Raw genomic sequence first — 25,719 nt, 5'->3', positions numbered from 1 at the left:
CGACGGTGCGCGTGCGTAGTCCTCAGCTCGATGCGTTGCGCAGTGTGTTGCTCTCGCAGGGGTTGACGGTGCGTGAGGACGGTTCGGGTGTTGCGCCGGCGTTGGTGGTCGTGGATTCGACGACCGATGTGATCGGTGGTCTGGCTGGTTCACAGGGAATCGTGTTGTACGAGTTGGCGTCCCAGCAGGGGTCGCTCGAGGATGCGTTCATGAAGTTGACCGGAGACGATGTCCAGTACCACGCGTCCGGTGTCGATCCGGGTGCCGGAGCCCACCACGCAAACACACAGCAGGCTATGGGAGGTGCACTGTAATGGCTGTTCTCAGTGCTGAACGTATCAAGATCACCACGACCAAGTCGCCGCTGTGGTGCACGGTCATCATTATCGTGCTCGGGTTGGGGCTCGCCACAGTTTTCGGACTGAGCGCCAAGTCGTCGCTCAACAGACCGGACGGTGTAATGATGCCGACCGTGTCGGGGGCGCTCAGTGGAGTCACCGGCTTCGGTGTGTTGGTTCTGATGATCATGGCTGCCCTCGCGATCACCAGCGAGTATCGCTTCGGGACAATCCGAACCACATTCCAGGCAGTTCCGAACCGTGCCTCGGTTCTGATCGCCAAAGCAGGTCTCATCGGCGGGTTCGGAGCTGTACTGACTCTCGTATTGTCGTTCGGCGCCTTCGCTCTCACGAAGGCGACGTCAGGTGACGCGGGAAGATTCCTCACTCTGTCCGGCGACGAGAACTGGCGGATCGTCTACGGAACGCCGATCTACGCGTTCTGCTGCGTAGTTCTAGCTGTAGGAGTGGGAGCGTTGCTGCGGCAGTCCGCCGGTGCGATCGCGCTACTACTGTTGTGGCCCTTGCTCATCGAGAATCTGTTCAACCTGTTCGGCAGTATCGGCGAGAAGATCATGCCGTTCCTGCCGTTCATGAACGCCAATAACTTTCTCGGTTCCGGCGGTAGCGTCGACTTCCACTGGGGACCCTGGGGCAGCCTGATCTACTTCGCCCTCTTCGTGCTCGTCGTCTTCGGTCTCAGCATCCTCGTCGTGAACCGACGAGATGCATAGGCGCGAAGATCACGCGGGCTGATTCTGCTTACGCCAGCGAGCGTTCAGGAAACCCAATGCCGCGATCACGAGGAACAACACTGTGGTCGAGATCAACTGTGCACGGGCATCGGCGTCGAAGAGCATGAGGACGACGAAGACGCCGAGCATCGCGAGTGTCGCGTAGCTCAGGTACGGGAACAGCCACATACGAACTGTCAGCTTGCCCGACGCTTCGAGTTGTTTACGCAGTCGCAGATGCGAGACGACGATGAAGATCCAGATGACCAGCAGCGCAGCGCCGACTGCGTTGAGCAGGATGCCGAGCAGGTCGTCGGGGAGCAGCCAGTTGAGCAGGACGCTGACGAAGCCGAAGAACACCGACAGCAGAACGGCATTGGTCGGAACTCCGGTGCTCGACAGTTTCGCCATGAAAGCGGGTCCGTCGCCGCGGCGCGACAGTGAGAACGCCATCCGTGAGGTGCCGTAGATGTTGGCGTTGAACGCGGAAAGCAAGGCCACCACGACGACGAGTTCCATGAACCCGGCAACGCCCGGAATGTTCGCCTTGTTCAAGACGGCCACGAACGGTCCGCTCTCGAGTTCGGGATCGTTCCAGGGCAGCACCAGAACCATGATCGAGATGGCGCCGATGTAGAAGACACTGATGCGCCACACGACGCTTCGGACAGCGACGGCGATGGAGCGTTCCGGATTCTCGGATTCAGCGGCGGCGATCGTGACGATCTCGATCCCACCGAAAGCGAACGCCACGACGAGAAGCCCTGCGGCGATGCCGGACAACCCATTGGGCATGAAGCCGCCCTGCCCGAACAGATTGCTCGTACCGACCGGATCGGTATCGGGGAGGATGCCGAACACCAGCAGGACGCCGATGACGAGGAAGGCGATGATGACGGTGACTTTGATTGCGGCGAACCAGAACTCGAACTCGCCGAAATTGCTGACCTTCGCCAGGTTCACCACGGCGAAGAACACCACGAAGACCAGGGCGACGACCCATTGCGGGATCGACGGCACCCAGTCGTTCACGATCGCCGAGGCCCCGGTGATCTCGGCGCCCAGCACCATGATCAGCATGAACCAGTAGAGCCAGCCCATCACGAAGCCGGCCCACTCGCCGATCCCCAGGCGCGCGTAGTGCGAGAAGGAACCGCTGGCCGGAATCGCTGCGCCCATTTCGCCGAGCATGCGCATCACGAACACCACGACGGCGCCCGCAAGGATGTAGGAGATAAGGACGGCCGGGCCGGCCTTGGCGATACCGACGCCGGTTCCGAGGAACAGGCCGGCGCCGATGGCCGAGCCCAGGCCCATCATCGTCAGATGTCGGACCTTGAGACCGTGGCCGAGAGCAGTGGTTGTTCCGTCGGAGACGTCGGTGCTGCTCATCAGTCGTTGGCGTGCAAAGCAGCGTTCAGTTCGACGCCGGTGCCCTTCCACGGCACGACCTCGACGGCACCCGAGACCGAGTTACGACGGAAGAGAAGGTTCGACTTGCCGCTGAGTTCCTTGGCCTTGACGACGGTGCCGTCCGGGCCGGTGACCTTGGTGCCCGCGGTGACGTAGAGGCCCGCTTCGAGGACGCAGTCGTCGCCGAGTGAAATGCCGAGGCCGGCGTTGGCGCCGAGGAGGCAGCGCTTGCCGAGGGAGATGGTTTCCTTGCCGCCGCCGGAGAGGGTGCCCATGATCGAGGCGCCGCCGCCCACATCGGATCCGTCGTCGACGACGACGCCCGCGGAGATGCGGCCTTCGACCATCGAGTTGCCGAGGGTGCCGGCGTTGAAGTTGACGAAGCCTTCGTGCATGACGGTTGTTCCGCTGGCGAGGTGTGCACCGAGACGGACTCGGTCCGCGTCACCGATGCGAACTCCGGACGGCACGACGTAGTCGACCATGCGCGGGAACTTGTCGACGCTGAACACGGTGACGACTCCGCGGATGCGCAGACGCGAGCGAACCTGCTCGAAGCCTTCGACGGCGCACGGACCGAAGTTGGTCCACACGACGTTGCTGAGCAGGCCGAACTGACCGTCGAGGTTAACGCCGTGGGGCGCGACGAGGCGGTGCGAGAGCAGATGGAGGCGCAGGTAGACGTCATGTGCGTCGACGGGCGCCTTGGAGAGATCGGCGATGGTGGTGCGGACGACGACCTGCGAGACCTCGCGAGCGTCGTCGGTGCCTGCCAGCAGTGCAAGATCGGAAGGAATGTCTGTTCCCTCGACGTTCTCGGTACCGGTCTTGTCGAATGTTCCCAGCTCCGGTGCCGGGAACCAGGTGTCGAGGACGGTTCCGTCCGCGGTCACGTTGGCGATACCTACTGCTGTTGCTCCCTGTGCGCTCACGGGACTAGAGATTACTGGGTGGTGGGTGCACCGGCCTAGGCTGGTGTGTGTGAGCATCCTCGATCTTGCTTCGGACCCCATCGACTTGACGGCCGCCCTGGTCGACATCCCCAGCGTCTCGCACGACGAATCCGTCATCGCGCAGGCCGTCGAGGATGCGCTGCGTGAGCAGACTTCGGGCTTCGAGATCATCCGAAACGGCAACGCCGTGTTGGCGCGTACGTCGCGTGGGCTGCCGAGCCGCGTCATGCTCGCCGGACATCTGGACACGGTGCCGATCGCCGACAACGTTCCTTCGCGACGCGACGGCGACATTCTGCACGGCTGCGGGACCGTGGACATGAAGTCGGGCGATGCGGTGTTCCTGCACCTGGCGGCCACCATCGAGAACTTGGCTCACGACCTGACTCTCGTCTTCTACGACTGCGAAGAGATCGCCGCGACGTTCAACGGCCTCGGTCGGATCGAACGCGAGATTCCGGAATGGCTCACCGCCGACGTCGCAATTCTCGGTGAGCCGACGGCCGGTTTCATCGAGGCCGGGTGCCAGGGCACGATGCGGGTTCGGTTGACGGCTTCGGGAACACGCGCACATTCGGCCAGGTCCTGGCTGGGGGACAACGCCATTCACAAGTTCGGCGGAGCGTTGGAGCGGTTGTCGGTGTACCAGCCGCGTTCGGTCGACATCGACGGTTGTGGTTACCGCGAGGGATTGTCGGCGGTGCGGATATCCGGCGGTGTCGCCGGAAACGTGGTCCCGGACGAAGCCGAGATGGACGTCAACTTCCGATTCGCGCCCGATCGCAACGAGGCGCAAGCCGAGGCGCACGTGCGCGAAGTGTTCGACGGCCTGGGCCTCGGATTCGAGGTCACCGACTCCTCGCCCGGCGCACTCCCCGGTTTGGCGAACCCGTCTGCTGCCGCCTTGATCGAGGCGGCGGGTGGTCAGTTCCGCGCGAAGTACGGGTGGACCGATGTGTCCAGATTCTCGGCACTCGGTATTCCCGCGGTGAACTACGGACCAGGGGATCCGAACCTCGCGCACAAGCGCGACGAGCATGTTCCGGTGCAACAGATCACCGACGTCGCGGCCGTGCTGAGGAAATATCTGTCGGCCTGACCGTTAGCCTTGCCGCATGGCACCAGAGAAGAATTCGGCTTCGAAGAAGCAGAGCTCGTCGATCAAGCACCGCGGGCCCGTACAGCTTCGCCGCAAGCGCAAGGACGAGAAGACCACGACCGATCAGCGCTTGCTCGACAAGCGCGGACCCACGGACTGGGTCCACACCGATCCGTGGCGTGTGTTGCGTATCCAGAGCGAATTCATCGAAGGTTTCGGCGCGCTCGCCGAGGTTCCGCGTGCGGTGACGGTGTTCGGTTCGGCACGCACCACGGTCGATCATCCCGAGTACCAATCCGGCCGTGAGCTGGGAACCGCGTTGGCCGAAGCCGGGTACGCCGTCATCACCGGCGGTGGACCAGGAGTCATGGAGGCTGCCAACCGCGGTTGCAGCGAGGCCGGTGGATACTCGATCGGCCTCGGCATCGAGCTGCCGTTCGAGCAGGGACTCAACGAGTGGGTGGATCTCGGAATCAACTTCCGTTACTTCTTCGCACGCAAGACGATGTTCGTGAAGTACTCCCAGGCATTCATCTGCCTGCCGGGCGGCTTCGGAACACTCGACGAGCTGTTCGAGGCACTGACTCTGGTGCAGACCCACAAGGTCACGCGCTTCCCGATCGTCCTGTTCGGTACCGAGTACTGGTCCGGACTCGTCGACTGGATTCGCGGCACCCTCGAGCGTGACGGCAAGATTTCCGAAGGCGACGTGAACTTGCTGCACGTCACCGACAGCGTGGAAGAAGCAGTACGAATCGTCCTCAACGCCGACAAGGGCGTCGACGAGGCCGCAGATCTGGGGAAAGAAGAAGAATGGTGACCGATTCCGACAAGAAGTACTCGATCTGCGTCTACTGCGCGTCAGGTCCGGTGGACGAATCGTTCCTGGCGTTGGCGTCGGAGGTGGGCACCGCGATCGGTCGACGCGGATGGCAGTTGGTCTCGGGCGGCGGCAATGTCTCGATGATGGGCGCTGTCGCCGAGTCCGCTCGCACGGCGGGTGCTTGGACCGTCGGCGTCATTCCGAAGGCCTTGGTGCACAAGGAAGTTGCCGACGTCGATGCCGACGAGCTGATCGTCACGGACACCATGCGCGAGCGCAAGAAGCTGATGGAAGATCACGCCGACGCGTTCATCACGCTGCCCGGCGGGATCGGGACGCTGGAGGAGCTGTTCGAGACGTGGACCGCGGGTTACCTGGGGATGCACGAGAAGCCGGTGGTGATGCTCGATCCCGTCGGACACTTCACCGGCCTGCTCGAGTGGCTGAACAAGCTCGACGGGACCGGCTTCGTCGGGCGTCAGGCGCTGGACACCCTGCTGGTGAGAACGGATGTCGAGGCCGCGCTCGACGCGTGCGTGAAAGGCTGACCTGGGGCATGGCGGGCTTTATTACCGTGCAGTAAGGTGGCCGCAGACTGGGCGGCCGAATGGGCGCCGGATACGTGTTAGGGGAGCCATGAGTTCGGAAGCCCGTTCGACCGTCGGCCTGCTGGATCTGGCGGCAAAACTGCCGTCGATGATCACCGAGGTGCCGATCCTGGCGCGGGGGGCCGCCGGGCTCACACGCAAGCCTTCGGCCAAGGAATCGATCGGGTTGATCTTCCAGAAGGCCGCGCACGCGCACCCGTCGCGCCCGTTCATCCGGTTCGAGGGCCACGCGACCAGTTACGCGGAGGCCAACGAACTGGTCAATCGCTACGCGGATGTTCTTCGTGGCCGAGGCGTCGACCGCGGAGACGTCGTCGGCGTTCTGGCAAAGAACACTCCTGAAGCCCTGTTGGTTGCACTCGCTGCCGTCAAACTCGGTGCCGCGGCAGGAATGCTGAACTACAACCAGCGCGACGACGTTCTGGCACACAGCCTTACGCTGCTCGACGCTCGCGTCCTGGTGGTCGCCGACGAGTGCGAGGAAGCCCTCGAATCGTTGCCCGCCGGATTTACCGGGCCCGATCAACTTCTTGTCAGTGAACTCTCCGATCTGGCGAAGACGGCTGATCCGGCCAACCCGGCGGTCACCGCCGAGGTGCTGGCGAAGGAGAAGGCGTTCTACATCTTCACCTCGGGCACCACCGGAATGCCCAAGGCGAGCTTGATGACTCACTTCCGCTGGTTGAAGTCGATGTCCGGTCTCGGGTTGATGGGCGTGCGCTTGCGGGGCTCGGACACTCTGTACTGCTGCCTGCCGCTCTATCACAACAACGCGTTGACGGTTTCGCTGTCGTCGGTGCTCGCGTCCGGTGCGACCATCGCGATCGGACGTCAGTTCTCCGCCTCGCGGTTCTGGGACGACATCGCACTCAACAAGGCGACCGCATTCACCTACATCGGTGAACTGTGCCGCTATCTGCTCAACCAGCCGGCCAAGCCGACCGACAGCGACAACGCAGTTCGGCTGATGGTGGGTAACGGTCTGCGCCCGGAGATCTGGGCCGAGTTCACTGCGCGGTTCGGCATTCCCCGCGTCGCCGAGTTCTACGGTGCGAGCGAATGCAACATCGCGTTCGTCAACGCACTCAACGTGGACAAGACAGCAGGTATCTGCCCGTTGCCGCACGCCGTGGTGGAGTTCGACGAGAACACCGGAAAAGCGTTGCGGGGAGCCGACGGTCGACTGCGCAAGGTTTCCACGGGTCAGGTCGGGCTCCTGCTGTCCAAGGTCACCGACCGAGCACCTTTCGACGGCTACACCGACGAAGCGGCGAGCAACAGCAAGCTGGTACGCGGCGGATTCAAGGACGACGACACCTGGTTCGACACCGGAGACCTGGTGCGCAAGCAGGGATGGGGCCACGTCGCCTTCGTCGACCGCCTCGGTGACACCTTCCGGTGGAAGGGTGAGAACGTAGCCACCACGGAGGTCGAGGGCGCGCTGAGTTCGCACCCGGCCGTCGAGGAAGCAGTTGTCTACGGCGTCGAGATTCCGGGCACCGACGGTCGCGCGGGCATGGCAGCGGTCAAGCTGCGGGACGGCGGGAGTTTCGAGGGCACCGAAGTCGCGGCTCACCTCTACGGCAAGCTCCCCAACTACGCGGTCCCGCTGTTCATCCGCATCGTCGACTCACTCGAACACACCAGCACTTTCAAGTCGCGCAAGGTGGAATTGCGCAACGAAGGTTACGACGTCGGCGCCGACACTCTGCACGTTCTCGAAGGCCGCGAGGGTGGTTATGTGGACTCGTACGACGAATACGTCGGAAAGGTCGCGGCAGGCTCGGTACCCAAGGGGTAGACCGAGTTCCGTCATGCCAGTATGAGTGGCATGTCTTCACTCTCCGGTTCGACCGCGCAGCCAGGCCCGGCGCCCACCCTGTGTGGGCGTCCGGTCGCGGTCGACCGTGCATTGGTGATGGCGATCGTCAACCGCACTCCCGATTCCTTCTACGACCAGGGCGCGACGTTCTCGGACTCGGCAGCGATGGCTGCCGTCGATCGGGCCGTCGGCGAAGGCGCCGATCTGGTGGACATCGGGGGAGTGAAAGCCGGGCCCGGTGACCTCGTCGACGCCGACGAAGAGGTCAGGCGAGTCGTTCCGTTCGTCGCCGCGATCAGAGCCAAGTACCCCGAGTTGATCATCAGCGTCGACACCTGGCGAAGTGGCGTCGCACGGCTGGCACGCGACGAAGGTGCCGACCTGATCAACGACACGTGGGCCGGTGCGGATCCCGAACTCGTCGTGGTCGCCGCCGAGACGGGTGCCGGAATCGTCTGCTCGCACACCGGCGGCGCAGTTCCGCGCACGCGCCCCCACCGTGTCCGCTACGACGACGTCGTCGCAGATGTGGTCACCGAGGTGGTGTCGGCAGCAGAACGCGCCTTGGCGCTCGGAGTTCCGCGCGATGCGATTCTGATCGATCCCACCCACGATTTCGGTAAGAACACCTTCCACGGGCTCGAGTTGTTGCGGAAAGTGGACGTTCTTGTAAACACCGGGTGGCCAGTGCTGATGGCGCTGAGTAATAAGGACTTCATCGGGGAGACTCTTGGTGTGGAGCTTTCCGAGAGGTTGGAGGGAACATTGGCAGCGACAGCAATGGCCGCGGCGGGCGGCGCCCGGGTGTTCCGTGTTCACGAGGTGGCGTCCACCCGTCGAGTAGTCGACATGGTGGCCGCGATCCAGGGACGCCGCGCCCCGGTACGTACGGTTCGAGGTCTGGCATGAGTATCACAGGTGCGGGCCCGACCCGCGTATGGGCAGACGCCAACAGTTGGGACCATCCGAGTTGGACGGTCGCCGAACTCGAACGGGCGAAGGGTGGCCGAACCGTCTCGGTGGTGTTGCCCGCGCTCAACGAAGAAGACACCGTTGCTGCGGTGGTCGACACCATTCATCCCTTGCTCGGGGGCTTGGTCGACGAATTGATCGTTCTCGATTCCGGTTCCACCGACCGTACTGCCGAGCGTGCGCGCGCGGCCGGAGCGACGGTGATCAGTCGTGAGAGCGCAGTTCCGTCCATCCCGCCGACCGCGGGCAAAGGTGAGGTGCTCTGGCGTTCGGTCGCCGCAACGACGGGCGATCTGATCGCATTCGTCGATTCCGACCTCATCAATCCCGATCCGGCGTTCGTGCCCAAACTGTTGGGCCCGTTGCTCACGGTGGACGGCATCCATCTGGTGAAGGGTTACTACCGCCGCCCGCTGCGCGTGAGCGGCACGGAAGACGCCAATGGCGGCGGACGAGTCACGGAATTGGTTGCGCGGCCCATGTTGGCTGCGCTGCGGCCCGAACTCACGTCCGTACTGCAACCACTCGGCGGTGAATACGCCGGCACCCGTGAGTTGCTCTCGGCTGTCCCGTTCGCCCCCGGCTACGGCGTCGAGATCGGCTTGCTGCTCGACACGTACGACACGTTGGGACTGGCGGCGATCGGTCAGGTCAATCTCGGTGTGCGCAAGCATCGCAACCGGCCGCTCGCCGATCTCGGCGTGATGAGTCGGCAGATCATCGGAACGATGCTCAGGCGGTGCGGGATCGAGGATTCGGGCGCGGGGTTGACCCAATTCCTGGTCGACGGTGATTCTTTCGTGCCCGAGACCACGGAGGTATCGCTGCTCGATCGACCCCCGATGAATTCGATAGTGCGCACCGCGGGGGTCTGACCGCTCACACTCGGGTATGGGAGTATCGGTCCATGATGACGATCCTCCTGTACCTGATTGTCATGGCACTGGTCGGCGCGATGATCTTCCTTGCCGCCAGTGCTGTGTTCGGGCGCTCGGAAGAGCTGCCGCCGCTGCCTCCTGGCACGACGGCGACCGTACTCCCGGCAGAGGATGTCACCGGTGCGGATGTCGACGCTCTGCGTTTTCAGCAGGTGCTGCGCGGCTACAAGGCGAGTGAAGTGGATTGGGCCCTGCATCGCCTCGGGTTGGAAATCGATTCTCTGCGTGCACAACTGGGCCGTGACGAGCGGTCTGAGGTCCTGGTGAAGGCGGATGCTCCGGCCAAGGCCGAAGCATCGCAGGAGGCGCCTGCGACCGAATCCGAATCGAAGGATTCCCAGGGCTGATGACAGACGGACTGGTTCGGTGCGGCTGGGTGGTCGAGACGCCCGGTGACACGCCCGGTGACACGCTGTACCGCGACTATCACGACGAGGAGTGGGGGCGTCCGCTGCACGGGCGCGACGAACTGTTCGAGCGGCTCGCCCTCGAAGCATTCCAATCGGGACTGTCGTGGATCACGATTCTGCGTAAACGCGAGGCGTTCCGCGAAGCCTTCGACGGGTTCGATCCGGACAAGGTCGCAGCGTACGGAGTTGCGGACGTGGAGAGACTGCTCTCCGATGCCGCGATCGTCCGCAATCGCGCGAAGATCGAGGCGACGATTTCCAACGCCCGAGTGCTCGTGAATTCACCCGATCTGGACCTCGATTCGTTACTCTGGTCGTTCTCGCCGCCTCGACGCACCAGAAGACTGACATCAATTGCAGAGGTTCCGGCGGTCACTCCCGAGTCGACTGCCATGGCCAAGGAACTCAAGCGGCGCGGGTTCAAGTTTGTGGGTCCTACCACGGCTTATGCGCTCATGCAGGCTACCGGAATGGTCGACGATCACGTGGCTGATTGCTGGGTTCCGGCGCAGGTGTGACGGTCGACTGAACACCCCTAAATGTGACTCAGATTCCCGGTTCCCGCATCCATAGGGAACAATGGAGGGTACGAGCCTCGCTGATTGTTGGCGGGGCGCACCGTTAGTCGAGGCGCAGAGCAATGCAGCGCAGATCTGGAGGGAGCAGAGGATGGCGGCCATGAAGCCCCGGACCGGGGACGGTCCCCTCGAAGCAACCAAAGAGGGACGAGGAATCGTCATGCGGGTTCCACTCGAGGGTGGCGGACGCCTCGTCGTCGAGCTGACCCCGGATGAAGCTGCAGCGCTCGGTGTGGAACTCACGAACGTCACCAGCTAGTCGGGTCCAGGTTGTAGCAGTACGAACAACAGCACGTGATTGCACGCAGGCTCCGTATCCGATTCGGTACGGGGCCTGAAGTGTGTGCGCACCACCGGTAGCCGAAAGGACGGATCAATGCTTGCCACCGTGATCGATCTTCTGTCCTGCCCGCAGTGTGCTGCCGAGTTGGAATTGGTGGACGGCGCCGTCGAGTGCGACCGCGGGCATCGATTCGACGTCGCTCGCCAGGGCTACGTGAGCCTGATCAGTGGCGGTGCCACGAAGTTCACCGGCGACAGTGCCGAGATGATCGCCGCGCGTGCACGGTTGCTCGGCGCCGGCCACTTCGGTCCGCTGATGGATGCCGTCTCGCGGGCCTGCGTGACGACGGCAGGGTCGGAACCGGCGCGGATTGTCGAAATCGGTGCAGGCACAGGACAATACCTCGCACACGTCGTGGATTCGCTTGCCGATTCTCGGGCGATAGCCTTGGACGTGTCCAAATTTGCGGCACGGCGAGCAGCGAAGGTCCACGAAAGGATCGGCTCGATCGTCGCGGACGTCTGGCAACCACTGCCGATTCGGGACGGAGCGCTCTCTCACGTGCTCTGTGTGTTCGCACCACGCAACGGTCCGCAGTCCCATCGAGTTCTCGCCGATGACGGCGTCCTGGTGGTCTTGACGCCCACCGACAGGCATCTGCGTGAACTGATCGACATTCTCGCAATGGTCAAGGTCGACGATCGCAAGGTGGAACGTCTCGAATCGTCGATGGCCGGCTATTTCGAGCGCGTGAGTAGCGACGAGGTCGAGTTCACGATGTCGCTCTCGCACCAGGATGTTCTCGACCTGGTGGGGATGGGACCGTCGGCGAGACACCTGACGCCCGCCGATCTGGCTGCCGCCGTCGCGAAACTGCCGCAGCCGAGCACCGTCACCGCATCTGCGACGGTCTCGACCTATCGCAAGATCTGATGCGGATCAGCGTCTCGTGACGGCGTCCGCGTAGACCTCGAGCGTCTGCTTGGCTATTTCGGCCCAGGAGAACTCGTCGATCGCACGGATTCTGCCTGCACGACCCATCGCGTCTGCGCCTTCTCGGTCGGCGACAACGGCATTGACGGTGGCCGCGAGTGACTCCTCGAATGCGTTCGGCTCGTAGGCGTTGTAGTGCACGAGTCGTCCGGTCACGCCGTCGGCGACCACCTCGGGGATGCCGCCGACATCGGAAGCGACCACGGCGGTCTCGCACGCCATGGCTTCGAGATTGACGATCCCGAGGGGCTCGTAGACCGAAGGGCAGACGAATACCGTTGCTGCCGAGAGTATTTCCCTGATCTGCTCCGTGGGTAGCATTTCGCGCACCCAGAAGACATTGCCCCGGTGCCTGGCGAGTTCGGCCACCGCCTTCTCGGTCTCGGCGGCGATCTCCGGTGTATCGGGCGCACCGGCGCACAGCACGAGTTGAATCTCCGGATCGAAGTGGTGTGCTGCTGCGACGAGGTGCCCGACGCCCTTTTGTCTCGTGATCCGCCCGACAAAGGCCACGACGGGTTTCGCCGGGTCGACGCCGATCGACGCGAGTGCGGACTGCGCTCCCGGTGCCGCTCCACCGGGATGCCAAACCTCGGTGTCGATTCCGTTGCGTACGACGTGCACGCGACTCGGATCGACAGCGGGGTACGCGTCGAGGACGTCGAGTCGCATACCGGAACTGACGGCGATGATCGCGTCTGCGTGCTCGACGGCGTTGCGTTCGGACCACGACGAGATCCGATAGCCACCACCTAGCTGTTCAGCTTTCCACGGGCGTCTGGGCTCGAGTGAGTGGGCAGTGAGGATGTGCGGTACGTCGTAGAGCGCCGAGGCGAGATGCCCGGCCAGTCCGGTGTACCAGGTGTGGGAGTGGACGATGTCGACGCCGGCTGCGGCATCCGCCATCCGCAGCTCGGTGGAAAGCGTCGTCAAGGCGGGGTTGGATCCGGCGAGAGCGGGGTCGGGTGAGTGGACGATCGCGCCTTCGCGCGGGGCGCCCATGCAGTGCACGTCGACCTCGCACAACCGCTTCATCTGAGCGACAAGCTCGGTTACGTGTACTCCTGCGCCGCCGTAGATCTCCGGCGGGTATTCCTTGGTCATCATCGCGACTCGCACGCGCTAAACCTAACCGCCCGTGGTCGATCCGGCTACCGATCGAACGTAACCCCGTCCGCCCGGAGGGGACACGATCGGACCTCTCGGACTGCTTCGCTAGCGGGAGTTCACCAGTGCGGATAGGTTAGCGGTGTGAGAAGCCAGCCGCATGTGCTTGGAATCGTGCTCGCCGGGGGCGAGGGCAAACGCTTGTATCCGCTGACCGCGGACAGAGCGAAGCCCGCAGTGCCCTTCGGAGGTGCATATCGACTTATCGACTTCGTGTTGAGCAACCTTGTCAACGCGGGATATCTGCGTATTTGTGTGTTGACGCAATACAAGTCACATTCACTCGACCGCCACATTTCGCAGACGTGGCGATTGTCCGGGTTCGCGGGTGAGTACATCACTCCGGTCCCGGCCCAGCAGCGGCTCGGGCCGCGCTGGTACACCGGCAGCGCCGACGCAATCCTGCAGTCGCTCAATCTCGTTTACGACGAGGACCCCGAGTACATCGTGGTTTTCGGTGCCGACCACGTGTACCGGATGGATCCGGAACAGATGGTGCAGCACCACATCGAATCCGGGGCAGGGGTGACGGTCGCCGGTATTCGTGTACCGCGAAGCGAGGCTTTTGCTTTCGGCTGCATCGACAGCGACGAGTCCGGACGCATCACCCAGTTCCTCGAGAAGCCCGCCCATCCTCCCGGGACACCGGACGACCCCAATTCGACGTTCGCGTCCATGGGTAACTATGTGTTCACCACCAAGGTGCTCGTGGACGCCATCCGCGCCGATTCGGAGAACTCCGATTCCGATCACGACATGGGCGGCGACATCATTCCCGCCTTGGTCGCTGCGGGTGAGGCGTCGGTCTACGACTTCAAGGACAACGTCGTTCCCGGTGCCACCGATCGCGACCGTGGTTACTGGCGTGACGTCGGTACCCTCGACGCCTTCTACGACGCTCACATGGACCTCGTGTCGGTGCACCCGATCTTCAACCTCTACAACCGCCGCTGGCCCATCCGCGGCGCCACCGAGAATCTCGCGCCCGCCAAGTTCGTGAAGGGCGGACTCGCACAGGAATCGGTGGTCGGTGCGGGGTCGATCCTGTCTGCCGCGACCGTGCGCAATTCGGTGCTCAGTTCCAACGTCATGATCGAAGACGGCGCGACGGTCGAGGGCAGTGTGCTGATGCCGGGTGTGCGCATCGGCAAGGGCGCCGTCGTGCGGCGCGCCATCCTCGACAAGAACGTCGTCGTCGGTGACGGCGAAATCATCGGTGTCGACCTCGAACGTGACCGCGAACGATTCGCCGTCAGTCAGGGCGGCGTCGTCGCCATCGGTAAGGGCGTCTGGATCTAGAGCTTGCTCGCGCAGAGGAGGCCGTCGCCGAGGGGGAGCAGGACTCGAATGAGTCGCTCGTCCTCGGTTACGGCCTTTGCCGCTTCTCGGACCGCGACAGTTGTCGCGTCGCGGGCGGAGCTGTCGGCAACGCGGCCGTCGGCGAGGGCGTTGTGCAGAACGATGACACCGCCGGAGCGCAGCAACCGGACACCTTCGCGGACGTAATGCGGGTGGTCGATTGCGGCGCAGTCGACGAAGACCAGGTCGTAGCCACCGTCGGCGAGACGGGGAAGGACGTCGAGAGCCCGTCCGTTGATCAGGCGAGTGCGTGCCGGAGCGATGCCGCTTTCGCGAAAGGTCAGCTTGGCTGCCCGCTGATGTTCGGGTTCGCTGTCGATCGTGGTCAGAACGCCGTCGTCACGCATTCCGTGCAGAAGCCACAGGCTGCTCACGCCGGCTCCGGTACCCACCTCGACGGCCGTCTTCGCGTCGAGCATTCTCGCGAACATGGCGAGAGTCGCGCCGACGGCAGGCGTCACCGGATGGGCTCCGAGATCCAGCGCTCGATCTCGCGCCGCGGTCAAAATCTCGTCCTCGGAAACTACGTCCTCGACGTGGCGGAGTATCTGTTCGGCGTGGGTCACGCTCATGAGGTTATCGGGCGGTTCGGATTGTCGCTGCAAGGCGCGCAGTCACCAGGATTCTCAGGAATCCCTCAGGCTCCTCATATGGCGTGCACACCGCGATGAGAAAAGGTGTATACATCGCCGGATCGAAGATCGCACGGCGGTATCGATTTCTACCAAGTTGGTCTTTCGCAGCTCGGTGATCGGGAACAAATCACAGCATCGGCTGGTTCTCCCGAATATCGCGCATCACGTGATTCGGACAACGCGGTGATCGAACTACGCGATCCCGAGCAGGAGGATCAACTTATTTACCAGGTCAACGACGAGCCTCGCCCTCGAGAGTCGGAAGTTTTGACGACGGAATCGGCTGTGGATTCCGAATTGATCGGCACAGCTGTGTTCGATGCAACTGGTGAGAAGTCCTCCATGCCGTCTTGGGACGAACTCGTGCGTCAGCACGGTGACCGGGTGTACCGCCTGGCTTACCGGTTGTCAGGCGATGCCCAGGACGCCGAGGACTTGACGCAGGACACCTTCATTCGGGTGTTCCGCTCGCTCTCCGATTATCAGCCCGGAACGTTCGAGGGCTGGCTGCACCGCATCACGACAAATCTGTTCCTCGACATGGTTCGCCGACGCAACCGCATCCGTATGGAAGCACTGCCCGAGGACTACGACCGCGTTCCATCACCCGGCCCGGACCCCGAGCAGATCTACCACGACGCGCGCCTCGACGCAGGTCTGCAGGCCGCGCTCGACTCACTCGCACCTGAATTTCGCGCTGCTGTCGTGCTCTGTGACATCGAAGGTCTGTCATACGAGGAAATCGGTGCCACACTGGGAGTGAAGCTCGGAACGGTTCGTAGCCGTATCCATCGTGGGCGACAGGCGATTCGTGATCATCTGGCAGCGCAGCGCGCAGCCGAATCCGAACTCGTCGGTTTCTGACGGTCGGGTTCGAGCTACAGAGCGGGACGTGGTCAATCACCTGGAGGGACGAATGACGGAGGCGCGGGCACATCGCCAGTTCGGTTCGACCGAACATCTGGCCAGCGAGGCAATCGCTGCCTACGTCGACGGGGAACTCCGAATGCAGGCCTACTTGCGGGCCTCGCATCACATCTCGATCTGCGCCGAGTGCGCTGCGGCCGTCGATGCTCAGCAGCAGGCACGTGGTGCACTGCGTCGAAGTGGCGAGATGACGATGCCGTTGTCCCTGGTGGGACTTCTCAGTCAGATTCCCTCGTGCAACAGTCCGACTACCGGACCCAATTCGGAAAACGCCGACAGTTCCGTCGGTAATCAGCCTGCGGGCTTCTCCACCATCAGCAAGCGGTTGTCCCGTCGCTGGCGCAAATGACGCCGCGCGCCTGCTTCCCGGCGCGGATCAGTGATACTGGACGACGTGACTGACGGAAAAAGGGGGCACTCCGGAGTGAGCTCGGATTCTTCGGCAAACGGTTCGGTGGATCGACCGGCAGATGCGCCGGTACTCGACCCCCGCCCGGTGTACCGACCTCAGATCGATCCGGCCTCGCGCCAGGTGTTCGGTCGGCCGAGCGGAGTCGAGGGCTCGTTCACTCCGGTTGCCGCGCGATCGACCCCGTCTTCCGACGTCGTGATCGGGACTCCGGATCCGGTTCTGGCCGAAGCGTTCGGTCGACCCGCAGACGCAACCGAGTCGATCGGTCGCGATCCCGAGGCGTCGGCCGACAACACTCCCGAAGAAGAACCGCCGCGTGATCCGTGGCGCGATCCTGAATCCGCGGTCTCACTGGGAAATCCAGGAGCGTCCGAGGCGCCGGTGCAGTTGCCTCCCGCCCAGAAACTCGATGTGCGTGAGTTGTTGTTCGGTCGCAAGGTCGCCCCTTCGGCACTGGCAGCGCTTGCAGGCATGGCGCTGGTCATCGCGCTCGTCGGCGGGTTACTCGCCACGGTCATCACTGCCGATCGCAGTTCGCTCACCAGCTCACGTGTCACGCTCGTTCAATCCGGCGGCGGCGAACAGCCGGAGTCGCAGGTGGCGAAGGTCGCCGACGCGGTGCTGCCTTCCGTGGTGTCGATTCAGGTCGCCGTCGGTGACCAGGGAAGTACCGGATCCGGTGTTGTCATCTCGGGTGAGGGATACATCGTCACCAACAACCACGTGATCTCCTCGGCCGTACCGCCGGCACAAGACGCGAAGATCCAGGTGATCTTCTCCGACGGAACCAAGACCGACGCCCAGATCGTCGGCCGAGACGTCAAGACAGACCTCGCGGTGCTCAAAGTCTCGGCCAACAATCTGACGGTCGCCCAGCTCGGAAAATCCGAAGACGTCCAGGTAGGTGACGACGTCGTCGCCGTTGGCTCACCGCTCGGGTTGAGCAAGACCGTCACTCGCGGAATCGTCAGTGCGTTGAACCGGCCGCTGCGGTTGTCGGGTGAAGGCACCGACACCAACGCCGTCATCGACGCCGTTCAGACCGACGCGGCGATCAACCACGGCAACTCCGGTGGTGCGCTCGTCGACGACGAAGCCCGCGTCATCGGCATCAACACCGCAATGCTCAGCGAGTCCGGTGGTTCGGTCGGGCTCGGCTTCGCGATTCCGATCGACACGGTCACCGAGGTGGCGCAGACCATCATCCGCGACGGCAAGGTTCATCATCCCGACATCGGCGTGAATGCCCGTACCGCGGTCAACGACGCGACCAGCGGCGCTGCCGTGGCCAACGTCCGCGATGGCAGCCCAGCGCAACGTGCGGGGATCGTCGAGGGTGACGTCATCGTCAAGGTCGGTGACCGCCCGGTCACCAGTGCCGACGAATTGGTGGTTGCCGTCAACGCGACGACTGTCGATCAGCCGGTCAACGTCCAGTTGATCCGCGACGGACGGCAGGTGGACATTTCGGTCACGCCGGTGTCCGACTGATCGGACCCTGCGATCTTCCTGTGAGGTTGATCCGGACATGCGCGCACCGAGCGAGCACACAGTAGGCTGACCCTGTGTTTGGCAACATCGGTTGGGGCGAGTTCATGATCCTCCTCGTAGCGGCTCTGGTCATCTTGGGACCTGAGCGGCTTCCTGGTGCGGTCTCCTGGGTCACGAAATCCCTGAGGCAGGTGCGCGAATATGCTTCGGGCGCTTCCAATCAGCTCAAGGAAGAACTGGGTACCGATTTCGAGGATCTGCGTAAACCACTCGCAGATCTGAACAAGCTGCGCGGGATGACGCCGCGCGCCGTGATCACCCAACATCTTCTCGACGGCGACGACTCCATCTTCACGGGCAACTTCGACAAGAAGCCGCAGAGTGGAGTGCAGGAGCCGAAGACGCTGTCGAAGGACAAGCCACTCACCGCGGGCGAACGTCCTCCTGTGGACTTCGACGCAACCTAGATTCGACCTACGAAAGGGCGCCTGTCACCGATCGGTGACAGGCGCCCTTTCGTATGAGGGCGTTCTACAGGTTGCGAACCGTATTGATACCGAGCGACATTCCGGCCAGCCCACGCTGACGGACGGCCAACTTGTCGGCGATGTCCTTGAGTGCGATCGCTGCGGGTGAATCGGGAGCACTGAGAACGATCGGCGTCCCGGCGTCGCCTGCCTCGCGGACGGACGGATCCAGCGGAATCTGTCCGAGAAGCGGAACCTTGGCTCCGACGGCCTTCGTGAGGCGATCGGAGACGGTCTGCCCGCCGCCTTCACCGAAGACGTCCATGCGGGTGCCGTCGGGAAGTTCGAGCCACGACATGTTCTCGACGACGCCGGCGACGCGCTGACGGGTCTGCAGGGCGATGGCGCCGGCGCGCTCGGCGACCTCGGCGGCAGCCTGCTGCGGTGTGGTGACGACGAGGATTTCCGCACTCGGGATGAGCTGAGCCACCGAGATTGCGATGTCACCGGTGCCGGGCGGCAGATCGAGCAGCAGCACGTCCAGATCGCCCCAGAACACGTCGGCGAGGAACTGCTGGAGCGCGCGGTGCAGCATGGGGCCGCGCCAGACGACGGGAGTGTTGCCCTGGGTGAACTGCGCGATGGAGATCATCTTCACGTCGTGTGCGACGGGCGGCATGATCATGCGCTCGACCTGAGTCGGCTTGGCGTCGGTACCGAGCATGCGGGGGATGGAGTGACCGTAGATATCCGCGTCGAGGACACCGACGGACAATCCGCGAGCAGCCATGGCTGCCGCGAGATTGACTGTCACACTGGACTTTCCGACGCCACCCTTGCCGGAGGCCACGGCGTAGACGCGGGTGAGTGAACCCGGCTGGGCGAACGGGATGACGGGCTCGGCGGAATCGCCGCGAAGCGACTTGCGGAGCTCGGTTCGCTGAGCGTCGTCCATGACGTCGAGTTCGACGCGGATCGCGCCGACACCGGCGACGTCGGCGACGGCCTTGGTGACGCGTTCGGTGATCTCGGTGCGCATCGGGCAACCGGCGGTCGTGAGATAGATGCCGATGTCGACGCTGTTGTCACTGGAGAGAGTGATCCCCTTGACCATCCCCAGTTCGGTGATGGGTTTGCGGATCTCTGGGTCCAGAACTCGCGCGAGCGCGGAGCGAACGTCGGACTCGGTCAGTACAGACATGACTCCATGGTAAGTCCAGGTAGGTCAGTGGATGCGCGGCAGGTCCGATGCGGCGGGCACGATGCCGGTGGAGTACCCGAGCGACCAGGCCAGAACGTTGGCGACGTAGGCGGCCGAGTTGTTGTAGCGGTGGATCGCGGAGGCAACCTGGGTGACGTCCTGCATGTCGAGTCCACCGTCGCACAGGTACTTGCCGGTGGTCAGTGCGGAGTCGAAAAGGTTCTGGGGGTCGGCGATTCCGTCACCGTTGCCGTCGCCGGCGTACTGGTTCCAGGTGGACGGAATGAACTGCATGGGGCCGACGGCGCGGTCGTAGACGGTGTCGCCGTCGAGGGCGCCGCCGTCGGTGTCCATGATGACGGCCTGGCCGGGCAGGCTGCCGTTGAGCGGCAGCCCGATCACGGGCTTGTAGAGGTTGCCGTTCGCGTCGGCGTCCTTGCCGTCGTTCGCGTGGCCCGATTCGACGCGACCGATTCCGGCGAGGAGTGTCCAGTGCATGTTGCAGTTGGGCTTCTCGACGGCGAGGATCCGCTCAGCGTTCTGGTACGCGGCGACGCTCACGCTCGGGATTCCGAGTGCTCCCTCGGCCATGGAGGCGGGGAGTGGGGGAGTCGCCTGCACGGGAGCCAACGGTGCGGGCTCCGGCGCGGGGGCGGGTGCCGGTTCGGCGATCGCTTCGACGGCGGGCAGAATCTGGGCTTGCGGTTCCTGCGTGGCTTGCGCAGCGGTGTCCACCGTTTCTGCGGAGCTGGTGTTGAAGAACGGAACCTTGGGAGCGGCGCCGGCCGTGTTGGCTGCGGTGACGAGTCCGATAGGGATGAGTCCGGTGAGCGCGATGACCGAATTTCGACGGATGTGCGAATCTGTCTTCTTGCTGTGCCGACCCACTGTGTATGCCTCCTGAACCTCCGCGAGGAGGTTTTCCGTTCAACTGACGGAGTCGAGGCTACCTGATTTGTTGCGTTTCCGTTATTCAACCGTGATCTAGAAGGGCAGTTTGGGGCATATGCACTGTTCTTTCGTGATTTTTCGGTTACAGAGCGGGCATGCCGGGCAGGCCCGGGAAGAACGGAACGAATGCCGGCGCAGGCGCCGGGGCGGGCTCCGGCGCGGGAGCCGGGGCGGGTGCCGGAGCTGGCTCAGGCGCGGGCGCGGCGGGCGGTGAAGATTCCGCGGGGGCTGCGTCGGTGGTGACGGGTGCCGTGGCGGCCACTGCCATGCCCGGGACGGTGCACGGCAGAAGGATGCCGTCCTGCAAGGCGTCCAGTGCTGCGGGGTCCGGAAGGATCACACACATGTCGTCGGGCCAGCGCCATCCCTCAGCAGTCAGAATCGGCCAGACGAGACCCCGTGAGGTGAGGACGGGGAGCGGGATGATCGGACCGGGAGCTGCGTTCCGGGCGGCGTCGGGTCCCGGAGTGGGGCTGGTCGGCATGACTCCAGGTGGGATCAGTGCCTGGATTTCGGGTGAGAGCGCCGGCATGTCGGGCAGGCCGGGGAAGAGAGGAGTGGTGGTCGGGGTCGGCGTCGTCGACGCAGATTCCTTGTCACCGGCCGCCGGGTCGGTAGCGGCAGCAGCAGCGAGAACGGCCGAAGCTGCGGAGTCCGCCGAGGCGGCGGCGTTGATCGCCGAGCTGCCGGTGTTGATGCCGGAGGTGTACGGCAGCTGACCGGAAGGGATGACGCCGTTCTTGTAGGCCGTCGACCACATGATCACGTTCGCTGCGTAAGCGGCCGAGTTGTTGTATCGCAGAACAGCTTTGGTCTCCTGGGCGACGTCGCGCAGGTTGAGTCCGCCGCTGCAGAGGTACTTCGCTGCCGAGAGCGCCGCGTCGAAGACGTTGTTGGGGTCCTTGATTCCGTCCCCGTTACCGTCGCTGGCATATCCGGCCCAGGTGGCCGGAATGAACTGCATCGGCCCGACGGCGCGGTCGTGAGTGGGGTCGCCGTCGATCGCGCCCTTGTCCGTGTCTCGAATGACTTCGTTGCCCGCCAGACGGCCGTCGAGGACGGGGCCGAGGATCGGGGTGACCGTCGTTCCCACCGAGGTCGTCTTGCCGCCGTTGGCGTGACCGGATTCGATGCGTCCGATCCCGGCCAGGAGATGCCAGGGGATGCCGCAACCCGGCGCCTCGGTCATCATCACCAGTTCGGCGGAGCGGTACGCGTTCAGAACGATCTCGGGGATGCCCAGAGAGGTGAGGACGACGGCCGCGGCGTTGGGCGCTGCCGGAGCGCCGGCGACCGTATCGCTGGGTGGGGCCGATCGTTGCGTTCGGACGGTGCGGGGCGTCGGGAGGAAGTCGACAGAGTCCGACTGCGCAGCGGAGGCGGAGCCTGCGAGGGCGATGGGGACCTGCGACCCACCGGACGGTGCGCTTCCGGCCGTGAGGGCCGCTGGACCTGTTACGACAAGCAGTCCCCCCACCAGTGTGGATGCTGCAATCATTCCGCGTACTCGCACGATTCCCCTTTGCTGGCGCTCCCGCTCCGGAGTACCCACCGTGATATCCATATTGCTGTGACTTACGTTACATATCGGTCACGGTGCGTGCAGCAAAACTCAGCGAACGCTCAGCTAGTTGTGACTTTGTTTCGCAGTATTCGAGTCACGGTGCTTCTTCTTCGGGGTCGGTTCGCCGTCGGCAGCAAGGATCGACTTGATCTCTTCGAGCTCGCGCCGCAGGTAGTCGCGGGTGGCGACCTCGCCGACGGCAATACGCAGAGCTGCGAGTTCACGGGCGAGGAATTCGGTATCCGCCTTGGTTTGCTCGGCGCGCGAGCGGTCCTCCTCGAGCGAGACCCGGTCGCGATTCTCCTGACGGTTCTGTGCCAGCAGGATCAGCGGCGCCGCGTAGGCGGCCTGGGTGGAGAAGGCCAGGTTCAGAAGAATGAACGGGTACGGGTCCCACTGCAGAGCCACCGCGAACACGTTGATCAGGATCCAGACGATCACGATGATCGTCTGGATCGCGAGATAACGCCCGGTACCGAGGAAGCGGGCGATGCGTTCACTGACGCGTCCGACAGCTTCGACGTCGAAATCGAGATTGAACCGGCGGCTTCCGCGAGGCGTTTCCAGTCGTTGCCGTGCGGTCGTGCTCGACGCCCGTTCGCTCATCGGAGTAGTTCCTCGTCGTCGGAGTAATCCTCGCGCCAGTCTTCCGGCAGGAGGTGATCGAGCACGTCGTCGACCGTGACGGCCCCGATCAGGTGATTCTCGTCGTCCACGACCGGCCCGCACACCAAGTTGTAGGTAGCGAAATATCGGGTGACCGACGCCAACGAGTCATCCGGAGCCAACCTGGGCATATCGGTGTCGAGTATTCCGCCGACCAGGCTCGCGGGAGGCTCGCGGAGAAGCTTCTGCAAGTGGACGCATCCGAGATACCGCCCGGTCGGAGTCGCGGTCGGCGGACGTACGACGAAGACCATGCTCGACAGCGCCGGGGTCACGTCGTAGTTGCGGGCGCGGGCAAGGGCCTCGGCGACGGTCGTCGAGGCCGTCAGTACTACCGGTTCGGGCGTCATCAGACCACCGGCAGTGTCCGGGGAGTGCTCGAGCAGGCGTCGAACAGGTTCGGAATCCTGAGGGTCCATCAACTGCAGCAGTGATTCGGCTTCGGTCTCGGGCAGCTCGCCCAACAGGTCGGCGGCGTCGTCGGGATCCATGGCCTCGAGTAGATCGGCGGCACGTTCGACTTCCAAGTGCATCAGCAGATCGGTCTGGTCGTCCGCCGGCAGTTCCTGGACGACGTCGGCAAGGCGTTCGTCGTCGAGGGCCACGGCCAGTTCGTGACGGCGCTTCTCCGGCAGTTCGCGCATGGCGTTGGCCACATCGGCGGGTCGCATGCCTTCGTACTGCAGAAGGAGGTGAGCGACGCCCTGACCGGGGAGTGAGAGATCGCTCTGCGTGAGGCCCGCGACGTGCTGCCAGTCGACGATGTGAATCGCCGCGCGTCGACCGAGGCGTCCACGATGGCCGCGAACCGCGACCTTCGAGACGACCCAGTCGCGGGTTCGAGTCGATTCGATCCCGAGGTCGACCACAATCGTGTCGACGCCGTGAAGCTCCTCGAGTTCCGGGTCGTCCACGCGCACATGCGAATCGAGTACCTGCGCCAGAGCGAGCACTTCGCCCGGGCGCTGGTTGAAACGCCGCAGACTGACGTTGCCCGTGGTGAGGGTGACCGCACTCGGTTCGATGGCCGTCACGCGGAGCATCGGAACGAAAATACGTTTGCGCGTGAACATTTCGATCACCAGACCGAGAACGCGGGGTTGCTGGCGTCCGATACGGACCGTGATGACGACGTCGCGCACACGACCGATCGATTCGCCGTCCGGGCCGAGTACAACCAGGCCGGCAAGCCTGGCTGCAAATACCTTGCCTGCTGCTGCCATGATTGCAAGGCTAATTCGTCCAGCGTCAAAATCTGCAACGGCGCCACCGAAAATCGAGAAGGGCAGTCCGCAATGACTTCACGCAACCGTTCCCGTCGATCGGTGTTGGCAGTTCCCGGCAGCAGTCGGAAGATGATCGACAAGGCGAAGGGATTGCCCGCCGACGAGATCTTTCTCGACCTCGAAGATGCGGTGGCGCCGTTGGCGAAGCAAGCGGCCAGGGAGTCGATCGGCGACGCGTTGGCCGAGGACGGGTGGGGCACACAGGTCAAGGTCGTCCGGGTCAACGACTGGACCACCGAATGGACGTATGCCGACGTCGTGGAGGTGGTCGGCCGCGCCGGAGCGCATCTGGACGCCATATTGCTGCCCAAGGTGCCCGACGCGAGCCACGTCCAGGCGCTCGATTTGTTGTTGACGCAGGTCGAGAAGGCCAACGGTCTCGAGGTCGGCAAGATCGGAATCGAACCGCAGATCGAGAACGCGATCGGATTGACCAACATCGACGCGATCGCCACCGCGAGCCCCCGCGTCGAGGCGCTCGTGTTCGGCCCGGCCGATTTCATGGCGAGTCTGAACATGCGAACTCTGGTCGTCGGCGAGCAACCGGACGGCTACGACCGCGGTGACGCGTATCACCACATTCTGATGACCATCTTGATGGCCGCGCGTGCGCATGGCGTCCAGGCGATCGACGGTCCGTACCTGCAGATCCGTGACGTCGACGCTTTCACTCGCTCGGCGGCGCGAACGGCAGCGCTCGGCTTCGACGGCAAGTGGGTTCTGCATCCCACGCAGATCGAGGCAGCCAACGAGGTGTTCAGTCCGCGCCAATCCGATTACGACCGTGCGGAACTCATCTTGGACGCGTACGCATTCCACACCTCGGCCGCCGGGGGAGGACGGGGCGCCGTCATGCTCGGCGACGAGATGATCGACGAGGCGAGTCGCAAAATGGCGCTGGTGATTTCGGCCAAGGGGCGTGCCGCGGGGATGACGCGTACGTCGGAATTCACCCCACCCGAACACGCCTGACGCTCGCATAGCCGAACGAATCAGGTCTGTAAAGGGCACAATAGGGGTAGATGTACTTGCGTCGTCCATGTGGATGACGTGCCCGAAAAGAGGAGCGCAGCCAGCCATGTCCAATCCGCTCGGTCAATCGTCGAATGGGTCGCGCCGTGGAGCGTTGCCGACACCGCCTTCGGGATGGCCCATCGGGTCGTACCCCACCTACGCCGAGGCGCAGCGCGCAGTCGACTACCTCTCCGACCAGGAATTCCCGGTTCAGGACGTCACGATCGTCGGCGTGAACCTGATGCAGGTCGAGCGAGTTCTCGGTCGGTTGACCTGGGCCAAGGTGATCGGCGGCGGCATCGTCTCCGGCGCCTGGCTCGGTGTCTTCTTCGGTCTGGTGCTCGGGATCGTCACCGGTGGTTTCCTCGCGCCGTTGATCGCGGGCATCGTGGGCGGCATCATCTTCGGCGTCATCTCGACGACCATTCCGTATGCCGCGACGCGTGGGCAGCGGGACTTCGCCTCGACGATGCAGTTGGTCGCCGGACGATACGACGTTCTGTGTGAGCCCAAGACGGCGGAGTCGGCGCGCGACCTACTTGCCAAGCTCGCCATCTGACATTCTTGCTCGGGCTGCCAATTCGTGTGATCTCGGTTACTTTGTGTACACGCGGG

General features: G+C 63.8%; 27 protein-coding genes and 1 pseudogene. 19 read left to right on the top strand and 9 right to left on the bottom strand.

What is annotated here, in order from left to right; all coding sequences use genetic code 11:
- Both DBV08_RS31180 and DBV08_RS31175 read left to right on the top strand, forming a co-directional pair.
- A pseudogene (locus DBV08_RS31180) lies at positions 1-314 on the top strand (ABC transporter ATP-binding protein); the annotation flags it as partial.
- Positions 314-1,072 (top strand): ABC transporter permease, encoded by a 759-nt coding sequence (locus DBV08_RS31175; protein ID WP_124569923.1) that lies wholly within the window; start codon positions 314-316, stop codon positions 1,070-1,072. The pseudogene DBV08_RS31180 and the gene DBV08_RS31175, both read left to right, overlap by 1 nt.
- A 9-nt stretch (positions 1,073-1,081) precedes the next feature.
- Here DBV08_RS31175 and DBV08_RS31170 read toward each other — a convergent pair whose 3' ends face one another.
- Both DBV08_RS31170 and dapD read right to left on the bottom strand, forming a co-directional pair.
- Positions 1,082-2,464 (bottom strand): amino acid permease, encoded by a 1,383-nt coding sequence (locus tag DBV08_RS31170; RefSeq protein ID WP_073513025.1) that lies wholly within the window; start codon positions 2,462-2,464, stop codon positions 1,082-1,084.
- The gene (gene dapD, locus DBV08_RS31165; RefSeq protein ID WP_019749368.1) at positions 2,464-3,417 is read right to left on the bottom strand and encodes a 2,3,4,5-tetrahydropyridine-2,6-dicarboxylate N-succinyltransferase; all 954 of its coding nucleotides are present in this window, start codon (positions 3,415-3,417) and stop codon (positions 2,464-2,466) included. The genes DBV08_RS31170 and dapD overlap by 1 nt, the downstream gene beginning before the upstream one ends.
- A 49-nt stretch (positions 3,418-3,466) precedes the next feature.
- Between dapD and dapE the strand changes: the two genes are divergently transcribed.
- The 10 genes from dapE (at position 3,467) to DBV08_RS31115 (ending at position 11,904) form a co-directional block, all read left to right on the top strand.
- Positions 3,467-4,537: a succinyl-diaminopimelate desuccinylase gene (dapE, locus tag DBV08_RS31160; RefSeq protein WP_185564996.1), complete on the top strand. Its 1,071-nt coding sequence runs from the start codon at positions 3,467-3,469 to the stop codon at positions 4,535-4,537.
- A 16-nt stretch (positions 4,538-4,553) separates the two neighbouring features.
- Positions 4,554-5,357, top strand: coding sequence for a TIGR00730 family Rossman fold protein (locus tag DBV08_RS31155; protein WP_003945176.1), 804 nt, complete (start codon positions 4,554-4,556; stop codon positions 5,355-5,357).
- Complete coding sequence (locus tag DBV08_RS31150) at positions 5,351-5,908, top strand: TIGR00730 family Rossman fold protein (protein WP_124569921.1); 558 nt, start codon at positions 5,351-5,353, stop codon at positions 5,906-5,908. The genes DBV08_RS31155 and DBV08_RS31150 overlap by 7 nt, the downstream gene beginning before the upstream one ends.
- 88 nt (positions 5,909-5,996) lie before the next feature.
- Positions 5,997-7,769, top strand: coding sequence for a long-chain-acyl-CoA synthetase (locus tag DBV08_RS31145; RefSeq protein WP_095972910.1), 1,773 nt, complete (start codon positions 5,997-5,999; stop codon positions 7,767-7,769).
- 30 nt (positions 7,770-7,799) lie between these two features.
- Positions 7,800-8,699, top strand: coding sequence for a dihydropteroate synthase (gene folP, locus DBV08_RS31140; RefSeq protein WP_124569920.1), 900 nt, complete (start codon positions 7,800-7,802; stop codon positions 8,697-8,699).
- Positions 8,696-9,637: a glucosyl-3-phosphoglycerate synthase gene (locus DBV08_RS31135; RefSeq protein WP_003945188.1), complete on the top strand. Its 942-nt coding sequence runs from the start codon at positions 8,696-8,698 to the stop codon at positions 9,635-9,637. The genes folP and DBV08_RS31135 overlap by 4 nt, the downstream gene beginning before the upstream one ends.
- Before the next feature lie 32 nt (positions 9,638-9,669).
- Complete coding sequence (locus DBV08_RS31130) at positions 9,670-10,047, top strand: DivIVA domain-containing protein (protein WP_124569919.1); 378 nt, start codon at positions 9,670-9,672, stop codon at positions 10,045-10,047.
- Positions 10,047-10,628: a DNA-3-methyladenine glycosylase I gene (locus DBV08_RS31125; protein ID WP_124569918.1), complete on the top strand. Its 582-nt coding sequence runs from the start codon at positions 10,047-10,049 to the stop codon at positions 10,626-10,628. The genes DBV08_RS31130 and DBV08_RS31125 overlap by 1 nt, the downstream gene beginning before the upstream one ends.
- A gap of 151 nt (positions 10,629-10,779) precedes the next feature.
- Positions 10,780-10,947, top strand: a complete 168-nt coding sequence (locus DBV08_RS31120; RefSeq protein ID WP_003945169.1) for a DUF3117 domain-containing protein — start codon at positions 10,780-10,782, stop codon at positions 10,945-10,947.
- Between the two features lie 117 nt (positions 10,948-11,064).
- Complete coding sequence (locus DBV08_RS31115) at positions 11,065-11,904, top strand: putative RNA methyltransferase (protein WP_095972924.1); 840 nt, start codon at positions 11,065-11,067, stop codon at positions 11,902-11,904.
- Between the two features lie 6 nt (positions 11,905-11,910).
- On the opposite strand, the gene glgA is transcribed toward DBV08_RS31115, so the two are convergent.
- On the bottom strand, positions 11,911-13,083 hold the full coding sequence (gene glgA / locus DBV08_RS31110) for a glycogen synthase (protein ID WP_124569917.1): 1,173 nt from the start codon (positions 13,081-13,083) through the stop codon (positions 11,911-11,913).
- Positions 13,084-13,215: 132 nt separating this feature from the next.
- On the opposite strand from glgA, the gene glgC reads away from it, so the two are divergent.
- A complete protein-coding gene (gene glgC / locus DBV08_RS31105) occupies positions 13,216-14,430 on the top strand; it encodes a glucose-1-phosphate adenylyltransferase (protein WP_003945185.1) in 1,215 nt (404 codons plus the stop codon).
- Here the strand turns inward: glgC and DBV08_RS31100 are convergent.
- On the bottom strand, positions 14,427-15,062 hold the full coding sequence (locus DBV08_RS31100) for an O-methyltransferase (RefSeq protein ID WP_007736091.1): 636 nt from the start codon (positions 15,060-15,062) through the stop codon (positions 14,427-14,429). The genes glgC and DBV08_RS31100 overlap by 4 nt on opposite strands.
- Before the next feature lie 330 nt (positions 15,063-15,392).
- Between DBV08_RS31100 and sigE the strand changes: the two genes are divergently transcribed.
- From sigE to tatB, 4 genes are all read left to right on the top strand, one after another.
- A complete protein-coding gene (gene sigE, locus DBV08_RS31095) occupies positions 15,393-15,989 on the top strand; it encodes an RNA polymerase sigma factor SigE (protein ID WP_029255812.1) in 597 nt (198 codons plus the stop codon).
- 52 nt (positions 15,990-16,041) lie between these two features.
- Positions 16,042-16,401, top strand: coding sequence for a hypothetical protein (locus DBV08_RS31090; RefSeq protein ID WP_003945180.1), 360 nt, complete (start codon positions 16,042-16,044; stop codon positions 16,399-16,401).
- A 75-nt stretch (positions 16,402-16,476) separates the two neighbouring features.
- On the top strand, positions 16,477-17,955 hold the full coding sequence (locus tag DBV08_RS31085) for a S1C family serine protease (protein WP_124569934.1): 1,479 nt from the start codon (positions 16,477-16,479) through the stop codon (positions 17,953-17,955).
- Positions 17,956-18,029: 74 nt separating this feature from the next.
- The gene (tatB, locus tag DBV08_RS31080; RefSeq protein ID WP_003945177.1) at positions 18,030-18,422 is read left to right on the top strand and encodes a Sec-independent protein translocase protein TatB; all 393 of its coding nucleotides are present in this window, start codon (positions 18,030-18,032) and stop codon (positions 18,420-18,422) included.
- Positions 18,423-18,486: 64 nt separating this feature from the next.
- Here the strand turns inward: tatB and DBV08_RS31075 are convergent, their stop codons facing one another.
- From DBV08_RS31075 to DBV08_RS31055, 5 genes are all read right to left on the bottom strand, one after another.
- Positions 18,487-19,623 (bottom strand): Mrp/NBP35 family ATP-binding protein, encoded by a 1,137-nt coding sequence (locus tag DBV08_RS31075; RefSeq protein ID WP_095972904.1) that lies wholly within the window; start codon positions 19,621-19,623, stop codon positions 18,487-18,489.
- Between the two features lie 24 nt (positions 19,624-19,647).
- Positions 19,648-20,511: a lytic transglycosylase domain-containing protein gene (locus tag DBV08_RS31070; protein WP_095972903.1), complete on the bottom strand. Its 864-nt coding sequence runs from the start codon at positions 20,509-20,511 to the stop codon at positions 19,648-19,650.
- A 145-nt stretch (positions 20,512-20,656) separates the two neighbouring features.
- Positions 20,657-22,126 (bottom strand): lytic transglycosylase domain-containing protein, encoded by a 1,470-nt coding sequence (locus tag DBV08_RS31065; protein ID WP_260395821.1) that lies wholly within the window; start codon positions 22,124-22,126, stop codon positions 20,657-20,659.
- Between the two features lie 75 nt (positions 22,127-22,201).
- Positions 22,202-22,744: a DUF1003 domain-containing protein gene (locus tag DBV08_RS31060; RefSeq protein ID WP_003945067.1), complete on the bottom strand. Its 543-nt coding sequence runs from the start codon at positions 22,742-22,744 to the stop codon at positions 22,202-22,204.
- Entirely contained in the window at positions 22,741-24,027 is a 1,287-nt protein-coding gene (locus DBV08_RS31055) for a magnesium transporter MgtE N-terminal domain-containing protein (RefSeq protein WP_019749352.1), read from the bottom strand. Before DBV08_RS31055 ends, DBV08_RS31060 begins: the two co-directional genes overlap by 4 nt.
- A 72-nt stretch (positions 24,028-24,099) precedes the next feature.
- On the opposite strand from DBV08_RS31055, the gene DBV08_RS31050 reads away from it, so the two are divergent.
- Positions 24,100-25,062: a CoA ester lyase gene (locus DBV08_RS31050; protein ID WP_124569916.1), complete on the top strand. Its 963-nt coding sequence runs from the start codon at positions 24,100-24,102 to the stop codon at positions 25,060-25,062.
- A 106-nt stretch (positions 25,063-25,168) separates the two neighbouring features.
- Entirely contained in the window at positions 25,169-25,663 is a 495-nt protein-coding gene (locus DBV08_RS31045; RefSeq protein WP_003945065.1) for a general stress protein, read from the top strand.
- Positions 25,664-25,719: the final 56 nt, after the last annotated feature.

It is taken from the genome of Rhodococcus sp. KBW08 (assembly GCF_003852455.1).
Lineage (GTDB): Bacteria > Actinomycetota > Actinomycetes > Mycobacteriales > Mycobacteriaceae > Rhodococcus_F > Rhodococcus_F baikonurensis.
Note: the sequence above shows the minus strand (reverse complement) of the source record. Positions and strands in the feature narration are given on the sequence as shown.